Annotated in this window: 29 protein-coding genes; 8 read left to right on the plus strand and 21 right to left on the minus strand. The window is 68.9% G+C overall.

The features are described from left to right. Positions 1-117: 117 nt before the first annotated feature. Together ACWDAG_RS31005 and ACWDAG_RS31010 are read right to left on the minus strand one after the other, a co-directional pair. Positions 118-1,374 carry a GNAT family N-acetyltransferase gene (locus ACWDAG_RS31005; protein ID WP_450698839.1) on the minus strand — a complete coding sequence of 419 codons (1,257 nt, stop codon included), beginning with the start codon at positions 1,372-1,374 and terminating at the stop codon, positions 118-120. 500 nt (positions 1,375-1,874) lie between these two features. Beyond that, positions 1,875-2,531, minus strand: coding sequence for an RsiG family protein (locus ACWDAG_RS31010; RefSeq protein ID WP_450698840.1), 657 nt, complete (start codon positions 2,529-2,531; stop codon positions 1,875-1,877). 157 nt (positions 2,532-2,688) lie between these two features. Here ACWDAG_RS31010 and dtd point away from each other — a divergent pair, with 157 nt between their 5' ends. Then, positions 2,689-3,114, plus strand: coding sequence for a D-aminoacyl-tRNA deacylase (gene dtd / locus ACWDAG_RS31015; RefSeq protein WP_450698841.1), 426 nt, complete (start codon positions 2,689-2,691; stop codon positions 3,112-3,114). Positions 3,115-3,130: 16 nt separating this feature from the next. Here dtd and ygfZ read toward each other — a convergent pair whose 3' ends face one another. The 6 genes from ygfZ to ACWDAG_RS31045 form a co-directional block, all read right to left on the minus strand. Then, entirely contained in the window at positions 3,131-4,096 is a 966-nt protein-coding gene (gene ygfZ, locus ACWDAG_RS31020) for a CAF17-like 4Fe-4S cluster assembly/insertion protein YgfZ (protein ID WP_450698842.1), read from the minus strand. Positions 4,097-4,106: 10 nt separating this feature from the next. Beyond that, entirely contained in the window at positions 4,107-4,556 is a 450-nt protein-coding gene (locus ACWDAG_RS31025) for a Fur family transcriptional regulator (RefSeq protein ID WP_450698843.1), read from the minus strand. A 56-nt stretch (positions 4,557-4,612) separates the two neighbouring features. Next, complete coding sequence (locus tag ACWDAG_RS31030; RefSeq protein ID WP_450698844.1) at positions 4,613-5,188, minus strand: FABP family protein; 576 nt, start codon at positions 5,186-5,188, stop codon at positions 4,613-4,615. A gap of 249 nt (positions 5,189-5,437) precedes the next feature. Continuing rightward, a complete protein-coding gene (locus ACWDAG_RS31035; RefSeq protein ID WP_450698845.1) occupies positions 5,438-6,379 on the minus strand; it encodes a hypothetical protein in 942 nt (313 codons plus the stop codon). Continuing rightward, a complete protein-coding gene (locus tag ACWDAG_RS31040) occupies positions 6,376-7,221 on the minus strand; it encodes a hypothetical protein (protein ID WP_450698846.1) in 846 nt (281 codons plus the stop codon). The genes ACWDAG_RS31035 and ACWDAG_RS31040 overlap by 4 nt, the downstream gene beginning before the upstream one ends. Continuing rightward, positions 7,218-8,018, minus strand: a complete 801-nt coding sequence (locus tag ACWDAG_RS31045; RefSeq protein ID WP_450698847.1) for a hypothetical protein — start codon at positions 8,016-8,018, stop codon at positions 7,218-7,220. The genes ACWDAG_RS31040 and ACWDAG_RS31045 overlap by 4 nt, the downstream gene beginning before the upstream one ends. A gap of 71 nt (positions 8,019-8,089) precedes the next feature. On the opposite strand from ACWDAG_RS31045, the gene ACWDAG_RS31050 reads away from it, so the two are divergent. Next, a complete protein-coding gene (locus tag ACWDAG_RS31050; protein ID WP_450698848.1) occupies positions 8,090-8,452 on the plus strand; it encodes a DsrE family protein in 363 nt (120 codons plus the stop codon). Positions 8,453-8,583: 131 nt separating this feature from the next. Here ACWDAG_RS31050 and ACWDAG_RS31055 read toward each other — a convergent pair whose 3' ends face one another. The 8 genes from ACWDAG_RS31055 to ACWDAG_RS31090 form a co-directional block, all read right to left on the minus strand. Next, positions 8,584-8,844, minus strand: a complete 261-nt coding sequence (locus ACWDAG_RS31055; protein ID WP_450698849.1) for a DUF3099 domain-containing protein — start codon at positions 8,842-8,844, stop codon at positions 8,584-8,586. Between the two features lie 191 nt (positions 8,845-9,035). After that, the gene (locus ACWDAG_RS31060) at positions 9,036-9,323 is read right to left on the minus strand and encodes a DUF1416 domain-containing protein (RefSeq protein WP_030052146.1); all 288 of its coding nucleotides are present in this window, start codon (positions 9,321-9,323) and stop codon (positions 9,036-9,038) included. A 67-nt stretch (positions 9,324-9,390) separates the two neighbouring features. Continuing rightward, positions 9,391-10,230 (minus strand): sulfurtransferase, encoded by an 840-nt coding sequence (locus ACWDAG_RS31065; RefSeq protein ID WP_450698850.1) that lies wholly within the window; start codon positions 10,228-10,230, stop codon positions 9,391-9,393. Positions 10,231-10,352: 122 nt separating this feature from the next. Continuing rightward, positions 10,353-10,433, minus strand: a complete 81-nt coding sequence (locus ACWDAG_RS31070) for a putative leader peptide (RefSeq protein WP_450698915.1) — start codon at positions 10,431-10,433, stop codon at positions 10,353-10,355. A 198-nt stretch (positions 10,434-10,631) separates the two neighbouring features. Next, on the minus strand, positions 10,632-11,378 hold the full coding sequence (locus ACWDAG_RS31075) for an LmeA family phospholipid-binding protein (protein WP_450698851.1): 747 nt from the start codon (positions 11,376-11,378) through the stop codon (positions 10,632-10,634). Between the two features lie 155 nt (positions 11,379-11,533). Then, complete coding sequence (locus ACWDAG_RS31080) at positions 11,534-12,700, minus strand: hypothetical protein (RefSeq protein ID WP_450698852.1); 1,167 nt, start codon at positions 12,698-12,700, stop codon at positions 11,534-11,536. A 2-nt stretch (positions 12,701-12,702) separates the two neighbouring features. Continuing rightward, positions 12,703-12,957, minus strand: coding sequence for a MoaD/ThiS family protein (locus ACWDAG_RS31085; protein ID WP_450698853.1), 255 nt, complete (start codon positions 12,955-12,957; stop codon positions 12,703-12,705). 55 nt (positions 12,958-13,012) lie between these two features. Continuing rightward, on the minus strand, positions 13,013-13,876 hold the full coding sequence (locus ACWDAG_RS31090) for an alpha/beta hydrolase (RefSeq protein ID WP_450698854.1): 864 nt from the start codon (positions 13,874-13,876) through the stop codon (positions 13,013-13,015). 180 nt (positions 13,877-14,056) lie between these two features. Between ACWDAG_RS31090 and ACWDAG_RS31095 the strand changes: the two genes are divergently transcribed. The 6 genes from ACWDAG_RS31095 (at position 14,057) to ACWDAG_RS31120 (ending at position 19,679) form a co-directional block, all read left to right on the plus strand. After that, positions 14,057-14,836, plus strand: coding sequence for a winged helix-turn-helix transcriptional regulator (locus ACWDAG_RS31095; protein ID WP_450698855.1), 780 nt, complete (start codon positions 14,057-14,059; stop codon positions 14,834-14,836). A 97-nt stretch (positions 14,837-14,933) separates the two neighbouring features. Further along, a complete protein-coding gene (locus tag ACWDAG_RS31100; RefSeq protein WP_450698856.1) occupies positions 14,934-15,956 on the plus strand; it encodes a LacI family DNA-binding transcriptional regulator in 1,023 nt (340 codons plus the stop codon). Positions 15,957-16,074: 118 nt separating this feature from the next. After that, the gene (locus ACWDAG_RS31105) at positions 16,075-17,127 is read left to right on the plus strand and encodes a S1C family serine protease (RefSeq protein WP_450698857.1); all 1,053 of its coding nucleotides are present in this window, start codon (positions 16,075-16,077) and stop codon (positions 17,125-17,127) included. Positions 17,128-17,156: 29 nt separating this feature from the next. Further along, the gene (locus ACWDAG_RS31110) at positions 17,157-17,357 is read left to right on the plus strand and encodes a hypothetical protein (protein WP_450698858.1); all 201 of its coding nucleotides are present in this window, start codon (positions 17,157-17,159) and stop codon (positions 17,355-17,357) included. Between the two features lie 88 nt (positions 17,358-17,445). Further along, positions 17,446-18,183 carry a response regulator transcription factor gene (locus ACWDAG_RS31115; RefSeq protein WP_450698859.1) on the plus strand — a complete coding sequence of 246 codons (738 nt, stop codon included), beginning with the start codon at positions 17,446-17,448 and terminating at the stop codon, positions 18,181-18,183. After that, positions 18,180-19,679, plus strand: a complete 1,500-nt coding sequence (locus ACWDAG_RS31120) for a sensor histidine kinase (RefSeq protein ID WP_450698860.1) — start codon at positions 18,180-18,182, stop codon at positions 19,677-19,679. The genes ACWDAG_RS31115 and ACWDAG_RS31120 overlap by 4 nt, the downstream gene beginning before the upstream one ends. Before the next feature lie 809 nt (positions 19,680-20,488). Here ACWDAG_RS31120 and ACWDAG_RS31125 read toward each other — a convergent pair. From ACWDAG_RS31125 to ACWDAG_RS31145, 5 genes are all read right to left on the minus strand, one after another. Next, positions 20,489-20,848, minus strand: a complete 360-nt coding sequence (locus tag ACWDAG_RS31125) for a hypothetical protein (RefSeq protein WP_450698861.1) — start codon at positions 20,846-20,848, stop codon at positions 20,489-20,491. Then, positions 20,845-21,192 (minus strand): DUF6247 family protein, encoded by a 348-nt coding sequence (locus ACWDAG_RS31130; protein ID WP_450698862.1) that lies wholly within the window; start codon positions 21,190-21,192, stop codon positions 20,845-20,847. Before ACWDAG_RS31130 ends, ACWDAG_RS31125 begins: the two co-directional genes overlap by 4 nt. Before the next feature lie 136 nt (positions 21,193-21,328). Then, positions 21,329-21,544 (minus strand): DUF397 domain-containing protein, encoded by a 216-nt coding sequence (locus tag ACWDAG_RS31135; RefSeq protein WP_450698863.1) that lies wholly within the window; start codon positions 21,542-21,544, stop codon positions 21,329-21,331. After that, positions 21,541-21,744 (minus strand): DUF397 domain-containing protein, encoded by a 204-nt coding sequence (locus tag ACWDAG_RS31140; protein ID WP_450698864.1) that lies wholly within the window; start codon positions 21,742-21,744, stop codon positions 21,541-21,543. The genes ACWDAG_RS31135 and ACWDAG_RS31140 overlap by 4 nt, the downstream gene beginning before the upstream one ends. Beyond that, complete coding sequence (locus ACWDAG_RS31145) at positions 21,741-22,568, minus strand: helix-turn-helix domain-containing protein (protein ID WP_450698865.1); 828 nt, start codon at positions 22,566-22,568, stop codon at positions 21,741-21,743. Before ACWDAG_RS31145 ends, ACWDAG_RS31140 begins: the two co-directional genes overlap by 4 nt. Positions 22,569-22,584: the final 16 nt, after the last annotated feature.

Below are 22,584 nucleotides of genomic sequence, written 5' to 3' on the forward strand. Positions count from 1 at the left end.
AGCCACAACTGAACAGTTTCACCGGTACAGCCACAACTGAACAGCTCCATCAGCACAGTCACAACTGAAGAGCACAGCTACGGATGAGTCATCAGTCGTCGTCGGAAGGAAGGGGGCTCAGAACATGTCCGGGCACCAAGGCCGCCTGGACGTACGCAGCAGGGCGTCGGCCACTCGGGCGGCGCCCGCTCGTTCTTCCCGCACCCGGCCCAGGGCCGCCAGCCGCACGACCGACTCGTCGCCCAGCCACAGCTGCCCCAACTCGGCGATGTCCAGCGTGAGTTCGGCGCTCTCGGTGGTCGGCGTGCAGGACGCGCCCTGCGCCGACGCCTCCAGCCGGTAGCGGCCGCCCGCCAGGCCGGCGCGGTCGGTGACCTCCAGCACCAGGGAGCCCGACCCCTCGTACGTCCGCGACTCCAGCGCCCGTACGACATCCAGGATCCGCACCCACAGCCAGTCGGCCTGCGAAGTGATACGGGCGGCCCTCGGGTCGGGGAGGAAGAGGGGGAGCAGGTCGTCGGGGGCCCGATGGCCGCTCTTGACCTGGGTGACCCAGTCGATGGAGCACAGGTAGCTCCACAGGGCCCGCTCGGCGGCCGGGGTCGCCGCGATCAGGCTCCGCACGGTCGCCGTGTCCAGCGGCTGCCCCGCGTCGCCCCACTTGTCGTCGACCTCGTACGCGACCAGGCCCTCGACCTCGCCGTCCGCTGCGCGGTACAGGGCGAAGAACGGCTCGGTCCACTTCGGGTCGACCTGCACGGCACCGGTGTTGAGCTGCCACCACCAGTCGCCGCGGGTGACGGCGCCGGGGGTGGTGCGGCGGACGCGGTCGTGGAGTTCGGGTCCGAGTTTGCGTATGTCCTCGGGGTCCACGAGGTCGATACGGCCGCCGTCGGCCGGGCCGGACCAGCGGGGGTCGAGGCCCGTGCGCGGGACGTCCACGGTCCACTCGGCGGCCGAGGTGGCGGGGCCGAAGCCGTAGCGGCCGTAGATCGGGTACTCGGCGGCGATGAGCGTGGCCACGGTGTCGCCGCGCTCCTTCGCGGCCGCGAGGTCCCGGTTCATCATGCGGGTGAGGAGGCCGCGGCGGCGGTGGGTGGCGGTGACGGTGACGGCGGAGATGGCGTTGGCGGTGACGGGGGTGCCGCCTACTGCGGTGACCTCCTGGGCGAAGGAGCGGAAGGTTGCCACGCAGCGGGGGCCGTCGAAGGCGCCCAGGTATCTGTTCGGCTCGAACTGGGGGCGGCGGGCTTCGAGTTCGGGCTGCCAGACCTGGGGCTGCTGTACGAATCCGACTTTCACGGCGCGGAGCCACTCGGGGAACTCGGGCTCGGTGATCGGGCGGATGTCGATGTGGGGGTGCGCCTGGGTCATGGGATCACGGTATGTGCGGTGTGGGGTGGTGTCGCGCGGATTTTCCTCGCCCCCGCCGCCCCTACCCGTCCCGTCCCCAGGGGCTGCCGCCCCTTCGACCCCGCCAGGGGCTGCGCCCCTGAACCCCGGCGGGGGCTACGCCCCCTGAACACCCCGGCTGGGACTGCGTCCCCTGCACCCCTCGCAGGGCTCCGCCCCTGCACCCCGTTTCGGGGCTCCGCCCCGGACCCCGATCGGCCTGAACGGCCTCGTCCTCAAACGCCGGACGGGCTGAGGGGGCACGGCCCGGCCCTACGACGACCACACCCCGCGGGTGGGCGAGGGATCGGGACGGCACCCCCGAACCCAAACACCCGGCCAGGCTGAGGGCACCGACCGGCACCACGACGACCACACCCCACGAGTGGGCGAGGGATCGGGACGGCACCCCCGAATCGAAACACCGGCCCGGCTGGAGGGCACCCCAAACCCCGCAGCAGCCCGGCAGGGCGCCCCAGGGCTCAGGTCAGCAGGTCTTCGACCTGGGCCTCGCCCTCGCGGTAGCGGCGGGCGATCTCGCCGCTGCAGTCGTCCGTTGTGCGTTGGAGGCGTTGGCGCCTGAGAGAGACCTGCTGTTCGTAGCGGACCAGTCGGCCCATCGCCGTGTTCAGTTCCAGGTCCGTGCGGGCGGCCAGGTCGGAGAGTTCGACCTCGGCGAGCATGTCCGCGGCCAGTTGGCCGTACTCCTCGTTGTACGGCGTGCCCAGCGTCACATGGCGGGCGGAGGAGCGGTGGCGGGCCGGGGCGTCCGTGAGGATCTCCGGGAGCCGTTCGACCACGGAGCCCGCACCCGCCGGGGACCGGTGGGCCAGTTCCGCCCGCAGGATGTCGATACGGCCCTGCAGCAGCCGCCGTACATAGCTGAGGTCGGCCTCCTCGCGCTGGGCGTCCCGGCGCAGGGTGCGCAGCTCGGGCAGGCTCAGCACGGCCAAGTCGTGCTCCGGCGGGCCGACGGGCAGGTGCGGGCCTCCCGGGCCGTCACCAAGGTCCCCGCCGGTCACGATGTCCGGGCTGTCCGGGCTGTCCGTGCGCTGAGTGGGCGGACGCAACGGCGCCCGCTCTCCCGTACGAATCAGCGAGACTGCCCCAGGAGGCTGCCCAATACTCGGTGTGCTCATGTGCCTCAACCGTCCCCTCGACCGGCGTGTGGAAGCATCGTGCCACCCCAAGTGGCCGCTATGTGACCGAGTGCCCCCGATCAGCCCCAGATGGGGGGTTAAGGATCAAAAGGAAGGTCCAGTCAGACACCCTTCGGGCGCACGGCATCATGGGTTCATGCGTGCAGTGGTGCAGAGAGTGGACGGCGCGAGCGTCGTCGTCGAGGGCGAGACGGTCGGGGAGATCATCGGCGAGGGGCTGTGCGTCCTCGTCGGGGTGACGCATGAGGACACCAAGGAGAAAGCGGCCCAGCTCGCGCGCAAACTCTGGTCCCTCCGCATGCTGCAGGACGAGAAGTCCTGCAGTGATGTCGATGCGCCGCTGCTGGTCATCAGCCAGTTCACCCTGTACGGCGATGCCCGCAAGGGGCGTCGACCCACCTGGAACGCCGCCGCGCCCGGCCATGTCGCCGAACCCCTCGTCGACGAGGTCGTCGCCCAGCTGCGCTCCCTCGGTGCGACCGTGGAGACGGGGCGATTCGGCGCGCAGATGCGGGTGTCCCTGACCAACGACGGACCGTTCACCGTCCTCGTCGAGATCTAGGGCCCGGAGACGACGTCTACGGCTCTACGACCGTCTCCTGCGCCGCCGCCGTGTCCCCCGCCACCAGCCGCGCGTCCACCGGCACGTTCCGCTTCACCAGGGCCAGCGCGACCGGGCCCAGCTCGTGGTGGCGCACGGAGGTCGTGATGAAGCCGACCTTGCGGCCGTCGGGGTCCTCGTCCGCGAGGCGGAGCTCCGTGCCGGGGGTGGGGAGGTGGACCTCGCTGCCGTCCAGGTGCAGGAAGACCAGGCGGCGCGGCGGCTTCCCGAGGTTCTGGACACGGGCGACCGTCTCCTGGCCTCGGTAGCAGCCCTTCTGCAGGTGCACCGCCGTGCCGATCCAGCCCAGCTCGTGCGGGATGGTGCGGTGGTCGGTCTCGAAGCCCAGGCGGGGGCGGTGGTGTTCGACGCGGAGGGCCTCGTAGGCCAGGATCCCGGCCGGAGGGCCGGCCTTCTCCGCGTACGACTCTAGGTCCGCGCGCGGGAGGAACAGGTCGCGGCCGTACGGCGTCTCACGTACGGCGACGCCCTCCGGCACTTCCGCGATCGAACCGGCTGGCAGGTGCACGACCGCGAACTCGGCCGTGCGGTCGGCGACTTCGACCTTGTAGAAGAACTTCATCGACTCCAGGTACGCGATCAGCGCGTCCTGGGTGCCCGGTTCGACATGGACCCACACCGTCTCGCCGTCGTCGACCAGGTAGAGCGCGTGCTCGATGTGGCCGTGTGCGGAGAGGATCAGCGCCTCGGTGGCCTGGCCGGCCGGGAGGTCGCTGACGTGCTGGGTGAGGAGCAGGTGCAGCCAGTTCAGGCGGTCCTCGCCGGTGACGGTGACGACCCCCCGGTGCGAGAGGTCGACGAAGCCGGTGCCGTCGGCGAGGGCGCGCTGCTCACGGAACAGTTCGCCGTAGTGGGCGGCGACGCCTTCGTCCACGCCCTCGGCGGGGACGGCGCCGGGCAGGGACAGGAGGGGGCTCTTCATATGCACAAGCCTACGACTCGGTAGTTGAACTCTTCAGCGAACTCTTCTGCGAACAGTCCCGGCATCTGCCGAAGATCGCGAAGTGCTTCATGTCCGTCTCGAAGCCGAACTCCCGCCGCAGCTTCGCGGTGAACTCGGCGGCCACCGACACATCGGCCTCGATCACGTTCTGGCAGTCCCGGCAGACCAGGTGGATGTGGTGGTGACGGTCCGCGAGATGGTACGTCGGCGCGCCGTGCCCGAGGTGGGCGTGGCTGACCAGTCCCAGCTCCTCCAGCAGCTCCAGCGTCCGGTAGACGGTGGAAATGTTGACCCCCGACGCCGTCTTCTTCACTTCCGTGAGGATGTCGTCGGGGGTCGCGTGCTCCAGTGCGTCCACGGCTTCGAGCACGAGTTGCCGCTGCGGCGTCAGCCGGTAGCCGCGCTGCCTGAGGTCGCTCTTCCAGTCGGTGCTCACCACACCGAAGAGTCTAGAACTACTTGTACTTGTCAGAACTACCTGAAAACGCGACCGGACTACTTGAAGAACGCGATGCCGTCGTCCGGCATGTCGTCCGGCAGGGCCTTGGCCCAGCGCTCGACGTCCTCCGGGGTGACGACCTTCTTCAGGTGCGCCGACATGTAGGGGCGCAGCTCGACCTCGGGGGTCTGCTTCTCGCCGACCCACATGAGGTCGCTCTTGACGTAGCCGTACAGGCGCTTGCCGCCGCTGTACGGGCCGGAGGCGGCCGTCCGGGCGACGGCGTCCGTGACCAGGTCGATCTGCGGCTTCTTGTCGGCCATCTCGCCGTACCAGATCTCGACGACGCCGTCGTCGCGGACCATCGTCACCTCGACCTTGCGGTCGGCGTCGATGCGCCAGAAGCCGTGCTCGGTCTCCAGGGGCCGGACCTTGTTGCCGTCGTTGTCCAGCACCCAGGTGCGGGACCGGTACTCCAGGAAGTCCCGGCCGTCGTGGCTGAAGGTCACCTCCTGCCCGAAGTTGCACTTCTCGGCACCGGGGAAGTCGTGCACGCCCGCGCCTGCCCAGTTGCCGAGCAGGAAGGCAAGGGGGACGAGGTCCTTGTGGAGGTCGGACGGGATCTCGATCATGGGATCGGCTGTTCCTTTATGCCTTTACGGGGGTCAGCGCTGGCCCTGGTACAGCTTCTTCACGGTCAGCCCGGCGAAGGCGAGGACGCCGACGCAGACCAGGACCAGCAGGGCTTCGAAGAATGCCTCAAGCACGGGGTGCTCCTTGATGAGCTGAGGGTGGGCGGTACACAAAGGCCGGGCCCCAGCTTACGCGGCCGGGGCCCGGCACTCCTTGTGAGGTACGCCCAAGCGGGACTCGGGCGGACGTCAGCCGAGCAGCTCGCTCTGCAGGGCCATCGTCTGCCGGAACGGCACGGCCTTCGCCTCACCCTCCCTGGACTGCACGATCACCGCGAGGACGTCACCGGCGGAGAGGTACCCCTGCCGGGTCTGCTCGGCGCCGTGCGGCCTCTTCTCGATGTAGGCGGAGTACTGGACGTTGTCGTTGTGGGCCTCGGACGGGAAGTCCGTGTCGAAGACGGAGCCGTCCGTGCCGCGCAGCTGCTGTTTGGGGCCGTCGGCCGGGGCCACGTGGGAGAACAGATCGTCGACGACCTCCGCCGTGCCGAACTGCAGCAGGTAGACGCGGGTGCGCGTGCCGTCCGGAGTGGTCCAGCCGCGGGCCGCGATGTGCCGCAGACCGTCGTCGACGAACTCCTGCCGCAGGTCGGCGCGGGCGGCCCCCGGCGCGTACTCGGCCAGGAAGTCCTCCGTCGCCAGCCAGCCGTCCTTGCCGCGCAGCTTCTCGTCCTGCACCGCTCCCTCGGGTGCGGGCAGGACGAGTTCACGCAGGTCGGCGTAGTGGGCGGCGGCGGTGTTGGTCACGGCGAAGGGCTCCGGGCTGCCGGAGGGCAGCGGCGGCTTGACCAGCGTCGGGTAGTCCCAGCGCCCGTCCGACTGCGTTGCCAGTCCCGGTACGTCGGTCCGCTTCATGGCCGTGATGCCGTACGCCGTCCCCGCACCGGCCGCCGCGAACACCACGACAGCGGCGGTCCAGCGCAGGGCCGCCCGCAGGACGCGGCGGTTCTTCTTCACCGGGGCCGGGTCCGGGACGGGGGCCGGGACGGGGTCCTGGCTCGGGGCCGGAGGCTGGTGGGGCGGCTCCACGACGATCTGCGGCTCGGTCTGCACTGCGGGCTCGGCCTGCACGGTCGGCTCGGCCTGCACGGTCGGCTCGGCCTGCACTGTGGGTTCGGTCTGCTCGGTCATACGGCCTCTCCCGGCTCGGCGATGCGGTCGAGCTGGTCCTTCAGGAGCTCCGCGATGCCCTTGGCGTCGAACGGCTTGACCCCGTCAGCGGTGACGGTGACCAGGACGTTTCCGCGGTAGGCGGAGCAGAGCATCGCATCGAGGTCCTCGTGGGAGTCCTTGGGCGGCAGGAAGCACGCGGCGTCCTTGTAGCCCTCGATCTTCGGGCCCTTGCGGAAGACGTCGAGCCTGTCGAAGAACTCGTTCTGGGACGCCGAGATGTTCCGGACGGCGGCCCTGTTCTTCATCTGGGACAGCTGGATGTTCACGGCGAGGGCGCTGTCCGTGAAGAACGCGGCGCCGGCCTCCCTCACATAGCTGCGCATCGCCATGCCTTGGATGTGCTGCTTGTCGATCAGCTTCTCCAGCTGTCTGCGCTGGGTGCGCGGCAGGTCCCGCAGCGACTCCTTGCGCTTGGCGGTGGCCTGGGCCCCGGTGAGCTCGGTGTCGGCGGCGAAGTCGCCGAGGTCGGGACCGCGCTTCCAGCCGTTGGTGTAGGTCAGGAGCATCCCGGAGAGGCCTTTGGCGCGGGCTTTCTTCTCGTCGTCGGCGCTCTTCGGCTTCGGGAACTTCCAGACGGCCGCACCGGCGTCGCGATCGGCGCCGTTCACGGTGACGACGGTGTAGCCGACCCCGGCGGCCACTGCCACGGCGAGCAGAGCGGACCCGGCGATGGCGGCGACACGACCGCGACGGCGGGGCTTGCCGGCGGGGGCGTCGGGCTCCGTGGAAGCGACTGTGGGCTCGACAGGCCCAACCGACTCGACCGGCTCGACCGGCTGCTCGTTGACGTTCTCGCTCACAGCCGCTCCATCTGCCGCTTGGCCAGATCCATGATCCTGGCCTTGGTGATCGGCTTCGAGTCGTAGATCCAGACCTCCATGGCGATGTCACCGCGGTAGGCGTGGGCCTCCGCGCTGTACAGCGGCACGGAGCCGAGGCTGGTGTCAGGTCGGTTGTGGACGTACGCCATGCCGCTCCCCGTCCCGGGAACGGACCAGCTGTCGGTGTCGGACTTCCGGTCCGCCCAGTACTGGCCGTTGTCGCTGGAGTCGGAGGCCTCCATGGACTCCTGCTGGCGGAACTGGACCAGCCGGATCTCCACGGTCTGTCTGCCTTCGGTCTCCCAGCCGGTGACGGCCGCGCGGCGGAACTCGTCGCGGACGAGGTTGCCGAACATGGTGCCGGGCTTCTCGAAGTCCTCGGCGTACTCGGTCAGGTTCATCCAGCCGTCGCTGCCCAGCCATGCCGCCTTCTTCGCGCCACCCGGCTTCTTCAGCAGCAGCTTGCGCAGGTCGCCGTCGGTCTTCACCTGACGGTCCTGGGCGGCGGACAGCGGCTCGGGGGCCTTGCCCGTCGCCTGTGCCAGCTCGGGCTGGGACAGCGGGGGCAGGGCCGTCGGGCTGCGGTCGGCCTGGATCAGATAGCCGGTGCAGGTGCCGGCGACCACGCCGAGGAGTGCGGCGCAGGCGATGAGCGCAGCGGTGCGGCCGCGGCGGCCGGGCACGGCGGGCGCATCCGGCGCAACCTCCGCAACCGGTGCTTCAACCACCTCTTCGGTTACTTCCAACACGTCCCCCCACAAACTTGAAGCGCGCATTCCGTACGCGCGCTCACAGGAGACCCATGGCCGACACTGCTGGTTGTAAGGGAGTTGATTACGATTCAGCCATGGCGAAGAAGCTCGTGATCAAGGTGACGGCGGGGGCCGATGCGCCCGAGCGGTGCTCGCAGGCGTTCACGGTGGCGGCGGTGGCCGTGGCCAGCGGTGTCGACGTCTCCCTGTGGCTGACGGGCGAGTCCGCGTGGTTCGCCCTGCCGGGCCGCGCCGCCGAGTTCGAACTCCCGCACGCGGCCCCGTTGCCCGACCTGCTCGACGCGATCCTCGCCGCCGGGCACGTCACGCTGTGCACCCAGTGCGCGGCCCGCCGGGACATCACGGAGAAGGACGTCATCGAGGGCGTACGGATCGCGGGGGCGCAGGTGTTCGTCCAGGAGTCCCTGGGGGACGAGACGCAGGCGCTGGTGTACTGAGCCGGGCGCTTTCTCGCCCCCGCCGCCCCTACCCGTCCCATCCCCAGGGGCTCCGCCCCTTCGACCCCGGCGGGGACCGCGTCCCCTGCACCCCGCCGCTCCTCAAACGCCGGAGAGGCTGACCTGGCTCCCTAGCGGGGGCGCTTCTTGCCGTCCAGTTCGTCCCACCACTCGTCGGACTTCGGGTCCCCGGACGGGTCGTCCCACCAGCGGTCGTCGGGGCCGCGGCGGTTGGCGACCATGGCGGCGACAGGGGGGATGACCATCGCCACCACGCACATGCCCACGGCAGCCGGGATCGACCAGATGCGCACGACTCCCCAGGCCAGGACGAACAGCGTGATGCAGGTGCCCATCATGGCGAAATAAACGCGACGCCGACGTGCCAGCATGCCTCCAGCGTAGGCCCGCACACACCGGTTCGGCGCGAACGCCGAGACCCCACACACCCCCACCGGCACCGGCCCACCACCGAAGCGGCGCGAAGTGCGCAGCGTGTCGGCATGCCTTCAGCCCGGGCCCGGGTGCCGGGCACGGCGAAGGGCCGCACCTCGGGAGGTGCGGCCCTCGGCCAGGCAGGTGCTCAGACCGCGATCGCGACCTCCGCGAGGCCGCCCTGCTCGGCGACGACCGTGCGGTCCGCGGTGGCGCCGGGGACGAGGGCACGGACGGTCCAGGTGCCCTCGGCGGCGTAGAAGCGGAACTGTCCGGTGGCGGAGGTCGGGACCTCCGCGGTGAACTCGCCGGTCGAGTCCAGGAGGCGGACGTAGCCGACGACGGGCTCGCCGTCCTTCGTCACCTGGCCCTGGATGGTGGTCTCACCGGGCTTGATCGTCGAGGCGTCCGGGCCGCCGGCCTTCGCTCCACACATGTCTTTCTCCAGATTCAGAGGGGTCTGACCGGAAGGAAGGCCGGTCGGGATGAGGGGTTTTCGGGGCTTACTTGTTGGCGCCGAGCTCGATCGGGACGCCGACGAGGCTGCCGTACTCGGTCCACGAGCCGTCGTAGTTCTTGACGTTCTCGACACCGAGCAGCTCGTGCAGGACGAACCAGGTCAGGGCCGAGCGCTCACCGATGCGGCAGTAGGCGATGGTGTCCTTGGCGAGGTCCACCTGCTCCTCGGCGTAGAGCTCCTTGAGCTCGTCGTCCGACTTGAAGGTGCCGTCGTCGTTGGCGTTCTTCGACCACGGGATGTTGCGGGCGGTCGGGACGTGACCCGGACGCTGAGACTGCTCCTGCGGCAGGTGCGCGGGGGCCAGCAGCTTGCCGCTGAACTCGTCGGGCGAACGGACGTCGACCAGGTTCTGCGAACCGATGGCCGCCACCACGTCGTCACGGAAGGCGCGGATCGCCTTGTTCTGCGGCTTCGCCTTGTAGGTGGTCTCGGGACGCTCCGGGACCTCCTCGACCAGCTCGCGGGCGTCCAGCTCCCACTTCTTGCGGCCGCCGTCGAGGAGCTTGACGTTCTCGTGGCCGTAGAGCTTGAAGTACCAGTAGGCGTAGGACGCGAACCAGTTGTTGTTGCCGCCGTAGAGGATCACCAGCGTGTCGTTGGCGATGCCCTTCGCCGACAGGAGCTTCTCGAAGCCCTCCTGGTCGATGAAGTCGCGGCGGACCGGGTCCTGCAGGTCCTTGGTCCAGTCGATGCGGATCGCGTTCCTGATGTGGTTCTTCTCGTAGGCGGACGTGTCTTCGTCCACCTCCACGATCGCGATGTTCGGGTTGTCGAGGTTGGCCTCGACCCAGTCGGCGTCGACCAGGACGTCGCTGCGGCTCATGCTCTTTCTCCTCCGGGGCAGTTGCGGCGGGGCGTGCGAGTGTGAGGGGTGCGCGCGCTCGTGCAGGGCGGCACACGTGTGCCCTGAGCAGGGCGGGGGATTGCGGAGCTGTGCGCTTCCGCTCAGAAGGTGCGACAGAGCATGGCGGCGACGCGGCACAGGTCGACTGCCCGCCGCTTCGTGAGATCCGCATGTCGCTTCATGGGGTCGATCGTAGGGACGGACAGCCGGACGTGTCACCGGCGTGTCGTATCTTGAGACGCGATCGTCCGGGATATGGGATGCGATCAGCGGCCGCCGCGCGTCCGCGCGGCTTCCGGGCCCATGTATCCGTCGTCACAGCTGCGGTGCGGACGATGCCGTCTCACCTTTCGGACTCCGTCGTTCCATCGCCGGTCGTATTACCCCGCGAGCCGCACGTTCGAACCCTTCACCGTGATCTCCACACCGTTCTGCGCAGCCTGCACACTGTCCAGCTTCACACCGCCCGGGAGCTGGTGGATGGCCTGCTGGAAGTCGGTGATCGACCGGATGCGGGAGTCCGCGAGGTCGACGACCAGCTTGGGCAGGTTGTCCGCGTGCACCTTGACGGTGTCGCCGTCCACGGTCACCGAGCTGAGCACGGGATACGTCTGCGTGGCGCCCGCGGCGGAGACCTTGACGTCCACCTTGATCTTGCCGTTGCCGCCGTCGGAGAGGCCGACGACCTGGGCATTGACCCCGGGGATGATCCGCGTCGGCTCGGACTTGGCCGCCTTGAGGAGTTCGTCGTAGGCGATGGTGGCGGTGCCCGTCGCGGTGGCCGCGGTGGCCGAGCTGTAGTCGCCGGAGAACTTGACGCCCTTCATGTCGGCCTTCAGATCGTCGATACGGATCGTCTTCGGGCCGCCGTTGCCGCTGGTACCGGTGCCGGTGTCGGCCTCGTAGTCCTTGATGCCGATCTCGACGTCGTCCAGCTCGCCGGAGGCGGCCTGGGTGAGGAAGGGGAAGCCCTTGATGGACACGTCCGGGGTGGTGGCGAGGTTCTCGGTGGTCTTCACCTTGTCCGCCGCCTCGTTCTCGGCGAAATGGACCGCGACACGGTCCGCGATCACGAAGAGGCCGCCCAGGACCACGACGAGGATCAGAAGTATTCGCAGGGCGCGCATTCGGTGTTTCCCCCACCTGGCCGGACGACGACGGTCACGACGGCCGGGTGGCCGTCCAGCGCGAGACTAACCCTGCGGCGGGCTTTGGCCGGGGAATTGTCGATCAGCTGTGACAGGGATGCCGGGGCCTCGTCCTCAAAGCCGGACGGGCTGGACTACGCCAGCGCCCGGCCCAGTACGAACACCACCGGTGCCACCGCCGTCAGTGGCAGGGCCACGCCCGCCGTGAAGTGGACGAACCTCGACGGGTAGTCGTAGCTCGCCACCCGGTGGCCGATCAGGGCGCAGACCGCCGCGCCCGCGCCGAGCACCGCGCCCTTCGCGCCGTAGCCGGTCATCCCGCCGACCGCGATGCCAGCCCCCGCCGCGGCGAGCAGCGAGACCACGATCGACGCCGGGGTGGGCAGCGGCAGGGCGCGAGCGAGGACGGCCACCGCCACGGCGGCCGCGCCGACGGTCACCGCGTCCGGCTCGGCCGCGAGGTATCCGGCCGCAAGGACGGACAGCGCCGCCGAGGCGACGGTCGCCATCAGGCCGTACATCCGCTCGTCCGGGTCCGCGTGCGAGCGCAGCTGGAGGACCAGGGAGAGCAGGACCCAGACCCCGAGGGTGCCCAGGATCGCGGCGGGGGCGTTCTCCCGGCCCGCCACCAGCAGCGCGACATCCGCGGCCAGCGCGCCCAGGAAGGCCAGCGCGATGCCCTGCCGGGCCGGCCACATACCGTTCAGCCGGAACCAGCCCGCGGCGGTGACCGCCTGCAGCGCGATGAGCGGGACGAGCAGGGCGTACGAGTTGATCGCCGCCGCTCCGGACACGAGCAGACCCAGCAGCGCCGTGAGCCCGGCGGGCTGCATACCCGGCTCGATGATCGGGGAACGCCCCTCCTCACGGGCACGCTGAGCGTCCGTGATGCGGGAGTTCCCGGCGAGGGTGGCGGGCCCGTAGTCGGAGTCCGCGTCAGGATCCTCCCCGCCTTGGGCAGTCGTCCCTCCCCCAGTGCCTGAAGGGCCTGGGGGGACCCCCAGGCCGGACGGGTGGGCAAGGCCACCACCGCCGGGCACCTCGTATCCGGGGTCGACTGCAGCGCCGGCATACCCCTGCTGCGCCACCTGCGGCTGTGCCGCCTGTGCCGCCTCCCACGTCTGCCCCTGCCACGGCTGCGTGTGCTGCTGGTACTGCTGAGCCTGGGCGGCATGCGCGTCGTCGTACCCCTGGTACCCCTGATACCCCTGATACGGCTGCTGGTGCTGCTGGTGCTGCTGGTGCTGCTGCTGATACGGGTCGTACCCCTCGTACGAACCCTCGTACGGCTGGTCGGTCATCGTCACCCTCCTGCGAACGGCGGGAGCACCTCGACCGTGCCGCCGTCGGCCAGCCGTACCGTCTCATGTCCGCGGGTGCCCACGGGATCACCGTCGATGAGGAACGAGCATCGCTGCAGGACGCGCGTGAGTTCTCCGGGGTGTCGCGCGCGCACGGCGTCGAGCGCATCGGCGAGGGTGGCCGCGTCGTACGGCTCCTCGGCGACCCCGGCCGCGGCCTTCGCGGCGGCCCAGTAGCGCACCGTGACCTTTGGCATCCGGTTCCTCAAGTAGTGGATCGCCGAGTGTGCATCGGCGTTGTACACGGTCAGGCTAGCCCGCCTGCGCGGCACCCCAGGCCCCGATACGGGCCAGCAGGTCGTCGGTGGCCGCGTGTTCCGCGTGGCCCATGCCGGGCTCCAGCCAGAGTTCGCCCCGGTCACCGGCCGCATCGGCCAGCATGCGCGGGTGGTCGACCGGGAAGTAGCCGTCCCGGTCGCCGTGCACGATCAGCAACGGCGTGGGCGCGATCCGCGGAACGGCCTCCACGGGGGACAGCGGCACCGGATCCCACTCCCGGTGGTGGATCCGGGTACGGAATCCGTAGCGGCCCACCAGCCGGCCCTCGGGTCGCGTTACCAGCCAGTGGAGCTTCCGCATAGGGGCGGTGCCCCGGTAGTACCAGCGGGCGGGGGCACTTACCGAAACCACGGCGCCCGTCGCCGCCTCCGTGCGCCCCTCGCGCCCCTGTCCGTACAGCGCCGCGTGCCGCAGCACCACGGAGCCGCCCATCGAGAACCCGACGGTCACCACGCGCGCGTGCCCGAACCCCCGCGCCCACTCCACCGCGGCGGCCAGATCCAGGACCTCCCGGTCGCCGACCGTGGAGCGCCCGCCGGAGGCTCCGTGGCCGCGGAAGGAGAACGTGACCACGGCCCCGTACTGCGCGAACGCCTCCGCCACCCGCCGGACATGCGGCCGGTCCACATCGCCCGTGAACCCGTGGGCGACCACGAACACCGGGACAACGGAAGGTGGCGTGGAGGCGTCGTATACGACCTCGCCCGGGTCGTATACGGAATCGATCGCAACCCCGTCGTCCGTGCGCAGAAACGTACGGAAAGGCCCCCCTCTGCCCGTCTCAGTACTCGGACGAACGATGGATCGCGCCACATGACCTGCCGGAGTGATGCTCATGTGGGCTATTCTGCTGGGCAGAGGACTCGGGCAGCGACGCCCCCGGGTCCTTTTGTGCTTTCGGAAGCGTTGTATACGAAGCGGGAAACGCAAGTTGACCGCAGGTGTACGGGGCCCCGGGATCGCAGAGCAGTGCCGCACCGCACACGTCCTCGCAGGGACCGAGGAGGAACCAGACGTATGAGTTCTCTGCTGCTCCTGACCAATGCCCTCCAGCCGTCTACGGAGGTGCTCCCCGCCCTCGGCCTGCTCCTGCACAACGTGCGAGTGGCTCCGGCGGAGGGCCCCGCCCTCGTCGACACCCCCGGTGCCGACGTCATCCTCGTCGACGGCCGCCGTGACCTGCCCCAGGTCCGCAGCCTCTGCCAGCTGCTGCGCTCCACGGGCCCCGGCTGTCCGCTCGTCCTCGTCGTCACCGAGGGCGGCCTCGCGGCCGTCACCGCCGACTGGGGCATCGACGACGTACTCCTCGACACCGCCGGTCCGGCGGAGGTCGAGGCGCGACTGCGGCTGGCCATGGGCCGGCAGCAGATCGTCAACGACGACTCCCCCATGGAGATCCGCAACGGCGACCTGTCGGTCGACGAGGCGACGTACTCCGCGAAGCTCAAGGGGCGGGTCCTCGACCTCACCTTCAAGGAGTTCGAGCTCCTCAAGTACCTCGCACAGCACCCGGGCCGCGTCTTCACGCGCGCGCAGCTGCTGCAGGAGGTCTGGGGCTACGACTACTTCGGCGGCACCCGCACGGTCGACGTCCACGTACGACGCCTGCGCGCCAAGCTCGGCCCCGAGCACGAGTCACTGATCGGGACCGTCCGGAACGTCGGTTATCGATTCGTTACTCCCGAGAAGGCCGATCGCGTCTCCGACGACGCAAAGGCCAAGGCAGAACGGGCAAAGCCGGAGGATGCGGACGAGACCGTCGCTCTGGATGCGGCCGAGGTGTCGGCCGAGGCATAGCGGACCGCCGGAAGGGGCATTGCTTCCGCACAGAAGGCGTGGGAGCAAGCTCCTTCTCGCCCTGCCCAGGGCCGGTATATCCGCGTAGACTCCGCGCGTGGCCAAGGTGACTAGGGATGATGTGGCGCGGCTGGCGGGGACTTCGACCGCCGTCGTCAGTTACGTCATCAACAACGGACCCCGGCCGGTCGCCCCGGCCACGCGCGAGCGTGTCCTCGCCGCCATCAAGGAGCTGGGGTACCGGCCGGACCGGGTCGCCCAGGCGATGGCGTCCCGACGCACGGATCTCATAGGCCTGATCATCCCGGACGCGCGCCAGCCCTTCTTCGGGGAGATGGCGCACGCGGTCGAACAGGCCGCCTCCGAGCGCGGGAAGATGGTGCTCGTCGGCAACACCGACTACGTCAGCGAGCGCGAGGTCCACTACCTGCGCGCCTTCCTGGGCATGCGGGTCTCGGGGCTCATCCTCGTCTCGCACGCCCTCAACGACCAGGCCGCCGCGGAGATCGACGCCTGGGACGCCCGGGTGGTCCTGCTGCACGAGCGGCCCGAGGCCATCGACGACGTCGCCGTCGTCACCGACGACCTGGGCGGCGCCGAACTCGCCGTACGCCACCTCATCGAGCACCGCTACGAGTACGTCGCCTGTATGGGCGGCACCGCCGAGACCCCGGCGGTCGGCGACCCGGTCTCCGACCACGTCGAGGGCTGGCGGCGCGCGATGGACGAGGCCGGGATCTCCACCGAGGGGCGGCTCTTCGAGGCGCCGTACAACCGCTACGACGCGTACCGCGTGGCTCTGGAGATCCTCTCCGGGCCGCGGCGCCCGCCCGCGATCTTCTGCTCCACCGACGACCAGGCGATCGGCGTGCTGCGGGCCGCCCGCGAGCTGCGGATCGATGTGCCGGGGGAGCTGGCGGTCGCCGGGTTCGACGACATCAAGGAGGCTGCGCTGGCGGATCCTCCGTTGACGACTATCGCCTCGGACCGGTCCGCGATGGCCCGTGCGGCCGTGGACCTCGTACTCGACGACGGGCTGCGGGTCGCCGGCGCTCGGCGGGAGCGGTTGAAGGTGTTCCCCTCGCGGCTGGTGGTGCGGGGTTCCTGCGGGTGCCAGTAGCGCCCCGATCGGGCGGCGTAGCTCCAGGTAGCGTCTTTATATCGGGCAAACGAGGTTCTGCCGGGCTTCTCAGCCGGCACTCAGGAAGCTCTCATGGTTGCGGTTCAAGCTCAGTGTCATGACCGAGAGCTTCCGCCGCAGCGGCGAGTACGAGAGCTATGACGGCTACGGGAACCCTCAGCAGGGCGCCCCGCAGTACGCCTCCTCCCCTGTGAACCCCGAGTGGCCGCCCCCGCCGGCGCAGCCGCCGGTGCAGCAGGTCATGGCCGAGCCGGTCGCTCCGGCGCCGAAGAAGCGGGCCCGGGGCCCCCTGGCCCTGCTGGCCGCCGTGGCGATCGTCGCCGCGGCGATCGGCGGCGGCACCGCTTACGCCTTCCAGGAGCTGACCGGCAACGACACTGTCGCCACGAGCAGCACGAGCACCCATGTGGTGCCGGCCGGCAAGAAGGGCGACGTCGCCACCATCGCCGCGGCCGTCAGCCCGAGCGTGGTCGAGATCAGCGCCACCCTGAGCAACGGCTCGTCGACCGGCTCCGGCGTGATCATCACCAGCAACGGCGAGATCGTCACCAACAACCACGTCATCTCCGGCGCCTCGTCGATCAAGGTGACGACCAGCAGCGGGAAGTCGTACACCGCGAAGGTGGTCGGCACCGACAGCAAGAAGGACCTGGCCCTGATCAAGCTGGAGGGCGCGTCCGGGCTGAAGGCCGCGACCCTCGGCAACTCCTCCGGCGTCCAGGTCGGCGACACGGTGGTGGCGATCGGCTCCCCCGAGGGCCTGAGCGGCACGGTCACCAGCGGCATCGTCTCGGCCCTGAACCGCGACGTCACCGTCTCGACCGACGAGGGCCAGAGCCAGGGCCAGGGCGGCGGTGACGGCAGGTGGCCGTTCTCCTTCGGCGGCCAGCAGTTCAACGGCGACACGGGGTCGTCGACCACGACGTACAAGGCGATCCAGACCGACGCGTCCCTCAACCCGGGCAACTCCGGCGGCGCGCTGATCGACGCCGCGGGCAACATCATCGGCATCAACTCCGCGATGTACTCGGCCAGTTCGCAGTCGTCCTCGGGCTCGTCGGACGCGGGCAGCGTCGGCCTCGGCTTCGCCATCCCGATCAACACCGTCAAGTCCGACCTGGCCACGCTGCGGTCCGGTTCCACCAACTGATCCCGCACCCCACCAGCAGGGAGTACGTCATGATCATTCAGGTTTGCCACACGGACGCCGGCACCGACCCGGCCGGTCTCCCCCTGGCCCTCGCGGTGGCGTACGAACTGCACGCACCGGAGACGCGGGCGCCCGAGGTGGCTCCGCAGATGATGGGCCTGCACACCACGGCCGCGCGCCCGCACCGACGCAAGGTGCCGCTGAAGCGGATCGCGGCGATGCGTGGCTGATATGCGAGGCTGAAGGCGTTCAGCACGTTCAGCATCTTCCGCTGGTTCAGGCCCTTGTCGTCCCACCGCACCGAGGAACCCGAAGCCCATGAGCCCCGCCGATGGCGACCGTGACCCGCAGCGCATCCTGATCGTCGACGACGAGCCGGCGGTGCGCGAAGCACTCCAGCGCAGCCTCGCCTTCGAGGGCTACGAGACGGAGGTCGCGGTCGACGGTGCCGACGCCCTGGAGAAGGCGACGGCATACCAGCCCGACCTGGTCGTCCTCGACATCCAGATGCCGCGCATGGACGGCCTGACCGCGGCACGCCGTATGCGGGGTGCGGGTACGACGACACCCATCCTGATGCTGACGGCGCGCGACACGGTCGGCGACCGCGTGACCGGCCTGGACGCCGGTGCCGACGACTACCTGGTGAAGCCCTTCGAGCTGGACGAGCTGTTCGCGCGCGTCCGTGCCCTGCTGCGGCGCAGCTCGTACGTGGCCGCCGCGGCCGCCGGGGCCCTCCAGGAGGACGAGGCGCTGACCTTCGCGGACCTGCGGATGGATCTGGCGACGCGGGAGGTGACGCGGGGCGGGCGCCAGGTGGAGCTGACCCGCACGGAGTTCACCCTCCTGGAGATGTTCATGGCACACCCGCGTCAGGTGCTGACCAGGGAGCAGATCCTGAAGGCGGTGTGGGGCTTCGACTTCGAGCCGAGCTCCAATTCCCTGGACGTGTACGTCATGTACCTGCGCCGCAAGACGGAGGCGGGCGGCGAACCGCGCCTCGTGCACACCGTGCGGGGCGTGGGGTATGTGCTGCGGCAGGGCGGCGCGGAGTGAGGAGGGTCCTGCGCCGCTTCCAGACGCTGCCGATCCGCTCGCGGCTGGCGATGCTGGTGGCTGCGGCGGTGGCTTTTGCGGTGGCGGCGGTTTCGGTGACGTGTTGGTTCATCGTGCAGGGGAAGCTGTACGAGCAGGTCAACGCCGACCTCAGGAAGATGTCGCAGCCACAGCGGCTCGGCCAGGTGGCGGAGCTCCTCGATGCCTGCCCCCACACGGTCGAGAACGACCAGAACGACCCGGGCGGCCAGACCGGCACCAGTGGCCTGCGGACGCAGAGCAGCTACATTCAGCTGGTCAAGGCGGACGGAACGCCCTGTGTGTCCTCGACCTCGACCGGTACCGTCAAGGTCACCAGCGCCGACACGAATGTGATCAAGGAAGCGGTCAGCGGCAAGGGGAACCTTCTCGACGGGATCATCCGCAATGGCACCGACAGCGACGGCAACACCGTCCGCGTGTTCACCACGCCTCTGCTCGTCAGCCAGGGCCCGGGCCTCCCGCCCCAGCTGTACCCCGACACCGCACTCCTCATCGCGGTCCCCCTCAAGAACACCGAGAAGACCCTCAACGACCTGGCCCTGATCCTCCTCCTGGTCTCCGGCATCGGAGTGATCGGCGCCGGAGCAGCCGGCCTCGCGGTGGCCCGCGCCGGTCTGCGCCCTGTCGACAAGCTCACGGAAGCCGTCGAACACGTGGCCAGAACCGAGGACTTGAGCATCCGTATCCCCGTGGACGACGACACCGAGGACGAAGTCGCCCGGCTCTCCCGCTCGTTCAACTCGATGACCGCGTCCCTGGCCAGCTCCCGTGACCTGCAGCAACAGCTCATCGCCGACGCCGGTCACGAACTCCGCACCCCCCTCACCTCCCTCCGCACCAACATCGAACTCCTCAACCGCAGCGAGGAGACCGGCCGCCCCCTCCCCCCGGCCGACCGCAAGGCGCTTCTCGCCTCCGTGAAGGCGCAGATGACCGAACTGGCAGCCCTGATCGGCGACTTGCAGGAGCTGTCGCGGTCGGAGGGGCAACGAGGCGAGAGCGTGCAGGTGGTGGCGCTTCAGGACACGGTCGAGGCCGCGCTGCGTCGGGCGCGGTTGCGTGGGCCGGAACTCACGATCAACGCCGACCTCCAGCCCTGGTACGTCCGCGCGGAGCCGTTCACCTTGGAGCGGGCGATCATCAACATCCTCGATAACGCGGTGAAGTTCAGTTCAGAGGGCGGAACCATCGACGTCCAGCTCAACGAGGGCGTGCTGACCGTCCGCGACCACGGTCCCGGCATCGACCCCGACGAACTCCCGCGCGTCTTCGACCGCTTCTGGCGCTCTCCGAGCGCCCGCGCCCTGCCAGGATCAGGTCTCGGTCTGTCAATCGTGTCCCGCACGGTCAAGCAGGCGGGCGGCGAGGTCAGCCTCGCGCGTGCGGAGGGCGGCGGGACTGTCGCAGTGGTCCGTCTACCTGGAATGCCGACGGCCACGCCCGTGATGCAATGACCCTACTCCACGGAATACAAACTCGCATATGCGAGGAGACTATCCCCCAATAGCTAGTGATGCCCACCAGGTATTGGTGGGCATCACTAGCTAAATATGAGGCATGACCATCGATTGCCCAACGCAATTAATTGCGCTAAGCGGTCACCAAATGCATCTCAATCTTGGTCTCAACGCAGCCGGTGCAGGTTCGGTAAACATCTATCCAGTACTGCTTGCCTTCGGTGAGGTTACCCGTGCTCCACCCAGAGCAGTAACCGGCTCCGTGCCCCCTAGTACTTACCTCGCGACTAGTTCCACGCAATACCGCCCGCAAGGCCCAGCCATCAGAGACAGTGTCACAGATCCGAAAGGAATCACCAGTGGGCAAGCAGCCGGTCGGATCCTGAACCCAGTCCAGGCGACCCCTCAAATGGCTACCATCATAAACATCGCGACCCTCATAGCATGAGGCCTGCGCGGCAGCATGAGCCGAAGCCATCGGCAAGGACGAGATGACCAACGCGGCAGCAACCATGACAGATCGAAACAATTTCGACAAAGGAATTACCCCTCTTTCGAGATTCAGGCGATCAAATTCGATCCAATCATACTTGCCTGGCGCCAGCCGCATGAAGAGATGACGAAAACGCTACATCGTGAGGCCGAAAACCGACCTCCATGACTTCGACCATTTCTGGCGCTCACCGAGCGCCCAGGTGCTGCCCGGCTCGGGCCTGGGCCTGGGCCCCGCCCTGGCCGCGGGCGTTCTCGATGGTGGTGCGGCGCAGCTGCTATTGGAGGGTGGCCGACGGGACGGCTGCTGGCGGCTATGCGTCCGCCGGAGGTTCCGTAGGCGGTTCGAATCCCAGCCAGAACAGCTCTTCCACAATGATCTGGGGGTCTGCGATGCGGGGTACGAACGTGTACTTGAGCCAGCCGTGCTCATCGTCGAAGAGAAGCAGACGAGCGCCCTTCGGATCACTGGATCGGACCGGCATGACCTGCATTCCGTCAGGAAGGCATGTACCCATCTTGATGCCTCGGAAATAAGGGTCCTTCGCCGTGACCAGCTCGACCCGCGCGGCCTGGACCATCTCACGGACGTGGCCGGGCAGTGCCTCGAAGGCAGCGCGGGCCTCAAGCCTCCAGTCCATCTGCCAAGGCGGCCCCATAAACCCGTCGGTCACTCGCCGGGCTCCAGTTTTTGCATTCGGTGACGAATCTTCGAGGCCTCTTCGAGGAGGGCCCTGGCTTCGGCGCCGTCGGTGGACTCCGAAGCCCGGATTTCGAGATCGTGCACATGCGCGTCCAACTTGGGATCGCGGGCAAGGGCGTACTCGCCCCACCAGAGGGCCATGAACGCCGGCACAGGGCCGAGATTGAAGGTATCGGCGATCGCCCTTTTCCAGTGCCTGTCGAAGTCGGGGAGCAGCACGGGGGCGTGCTCTGCGATGGCCGCACGCAGCGCCTGTGGCGTCCGCTCCGGCATGGGCGGGATGACCTGGTCGTTTTCCGTGGCGTGAGCAGTCATGGCCGATGCCCTCCTTCGACGCTTCGTCTCTACGACCATAGCCGCCTCGCACCTCGTGGATCAGTCGTTCGTGTGGTGGTCACGAGATCCAGCGTGGTGGCGGTGGCGCCTCGAACATCAGGGCTTCTGGCCTATGTCACCCGAACGTGCGCACGCCTCCATCGCCCTTGACCCCGTCGACGAACACGGACCAGGAGGCGGCAGAGAAGAGCAGCGGGCGGGCTGCGGGGGTCTTGCTGTCGCGAACAGGGACGGTACCGGGGTGGCCGTCGGCGACCTCGACGCAGTCGTTGGCTCCCCCTTCGCTGTAGGACGACTTGCGCCACACGGCGGTGCTGAGGTCCGGGATCACGCGGTTCCCTTCACGTCACGCACGAACGCGGACCAGGAGGCGGCGGAGAAGACCAGCGGGCTGGCCGCCGGGGTCTTGCTGTCCCGGACCGGGACTATGCCGGGGTAGCCGTCGGCGACCTCGACGCAGTTGTTGAGTCCCCCGTCGCTATAGGACGACTTGCGCCAGGTGGCGGTGCTGAGGTCAGGGGTGTGCTTCATGATCTGTGCTCCTCCAGTACGTCCCTGATGAACGTCAGCGAGTCCGACGGGGACAGCGCCAGATCCCGGAGCCGATCGTAGGACAAACGGTGACGGAGGACGTCCTCCGAATCGTTCGTCAGCAGACCGCTACTGTCACCTTCCGTGTAGGCAACGGCACTTCCGTTCTCCTGCCACAGCAGGGTCAGTGATCCTCTCCCCATGAGATGGTGGACACCTGCCGAGAACGGCAGCACCTGGACGACGACGTTAGGCCGCTGCGCAACGGCCTCAATGTGCAGCAGTTGGCCTTCCCAAGTCTCCGCACTGGCCGAGGGTCGGCGAAACGCAACCTCGTCAATGACGAAGCGGACGCTGGGAGCTGGGTTCTTGCGCAGCAGAAGTTGTCGCCCCATGCGCGCAGCTACCTGTTCCTCGATCGCCTCGACGTCCTTTGCCGTTGCCTGGGGCCCAGACAACACCTCCCGGGCGAAGTCCTCGGTTTGCAGGAGCCCCGGCACGCCCGGCGTGAACGCCCTCATCACCCGAGCTGTGGCCTCTAGCCTCACGACGCTCTTGTACTGATCCTTGAACGCCTCCAGCCGCGCGATCTTCCAGTGACTCAACAGCAGGTCATCAGTGCCGTAGTAGACGTCCAGGTCTTCCATCACAGCCATCTTGGACAGCCGCTCACCCGACTCCATACGGCTCAGATAGCTCTTGTCGTACCCCGTCTCGTCGGCCAGTTGCCCCAGTGACTTGCCCGCCTTCTCGCGGAGGAACTTCAGCGTCCGCCCCAGCACGGCCCGACCTGAATCCCGTTCCACGTCAATGACTTCGCCCACGTCACCCCTCCCCGTT

It is taken from the genome of Streptomyces sp. NPDC001157, assembly GCF_053598255.1.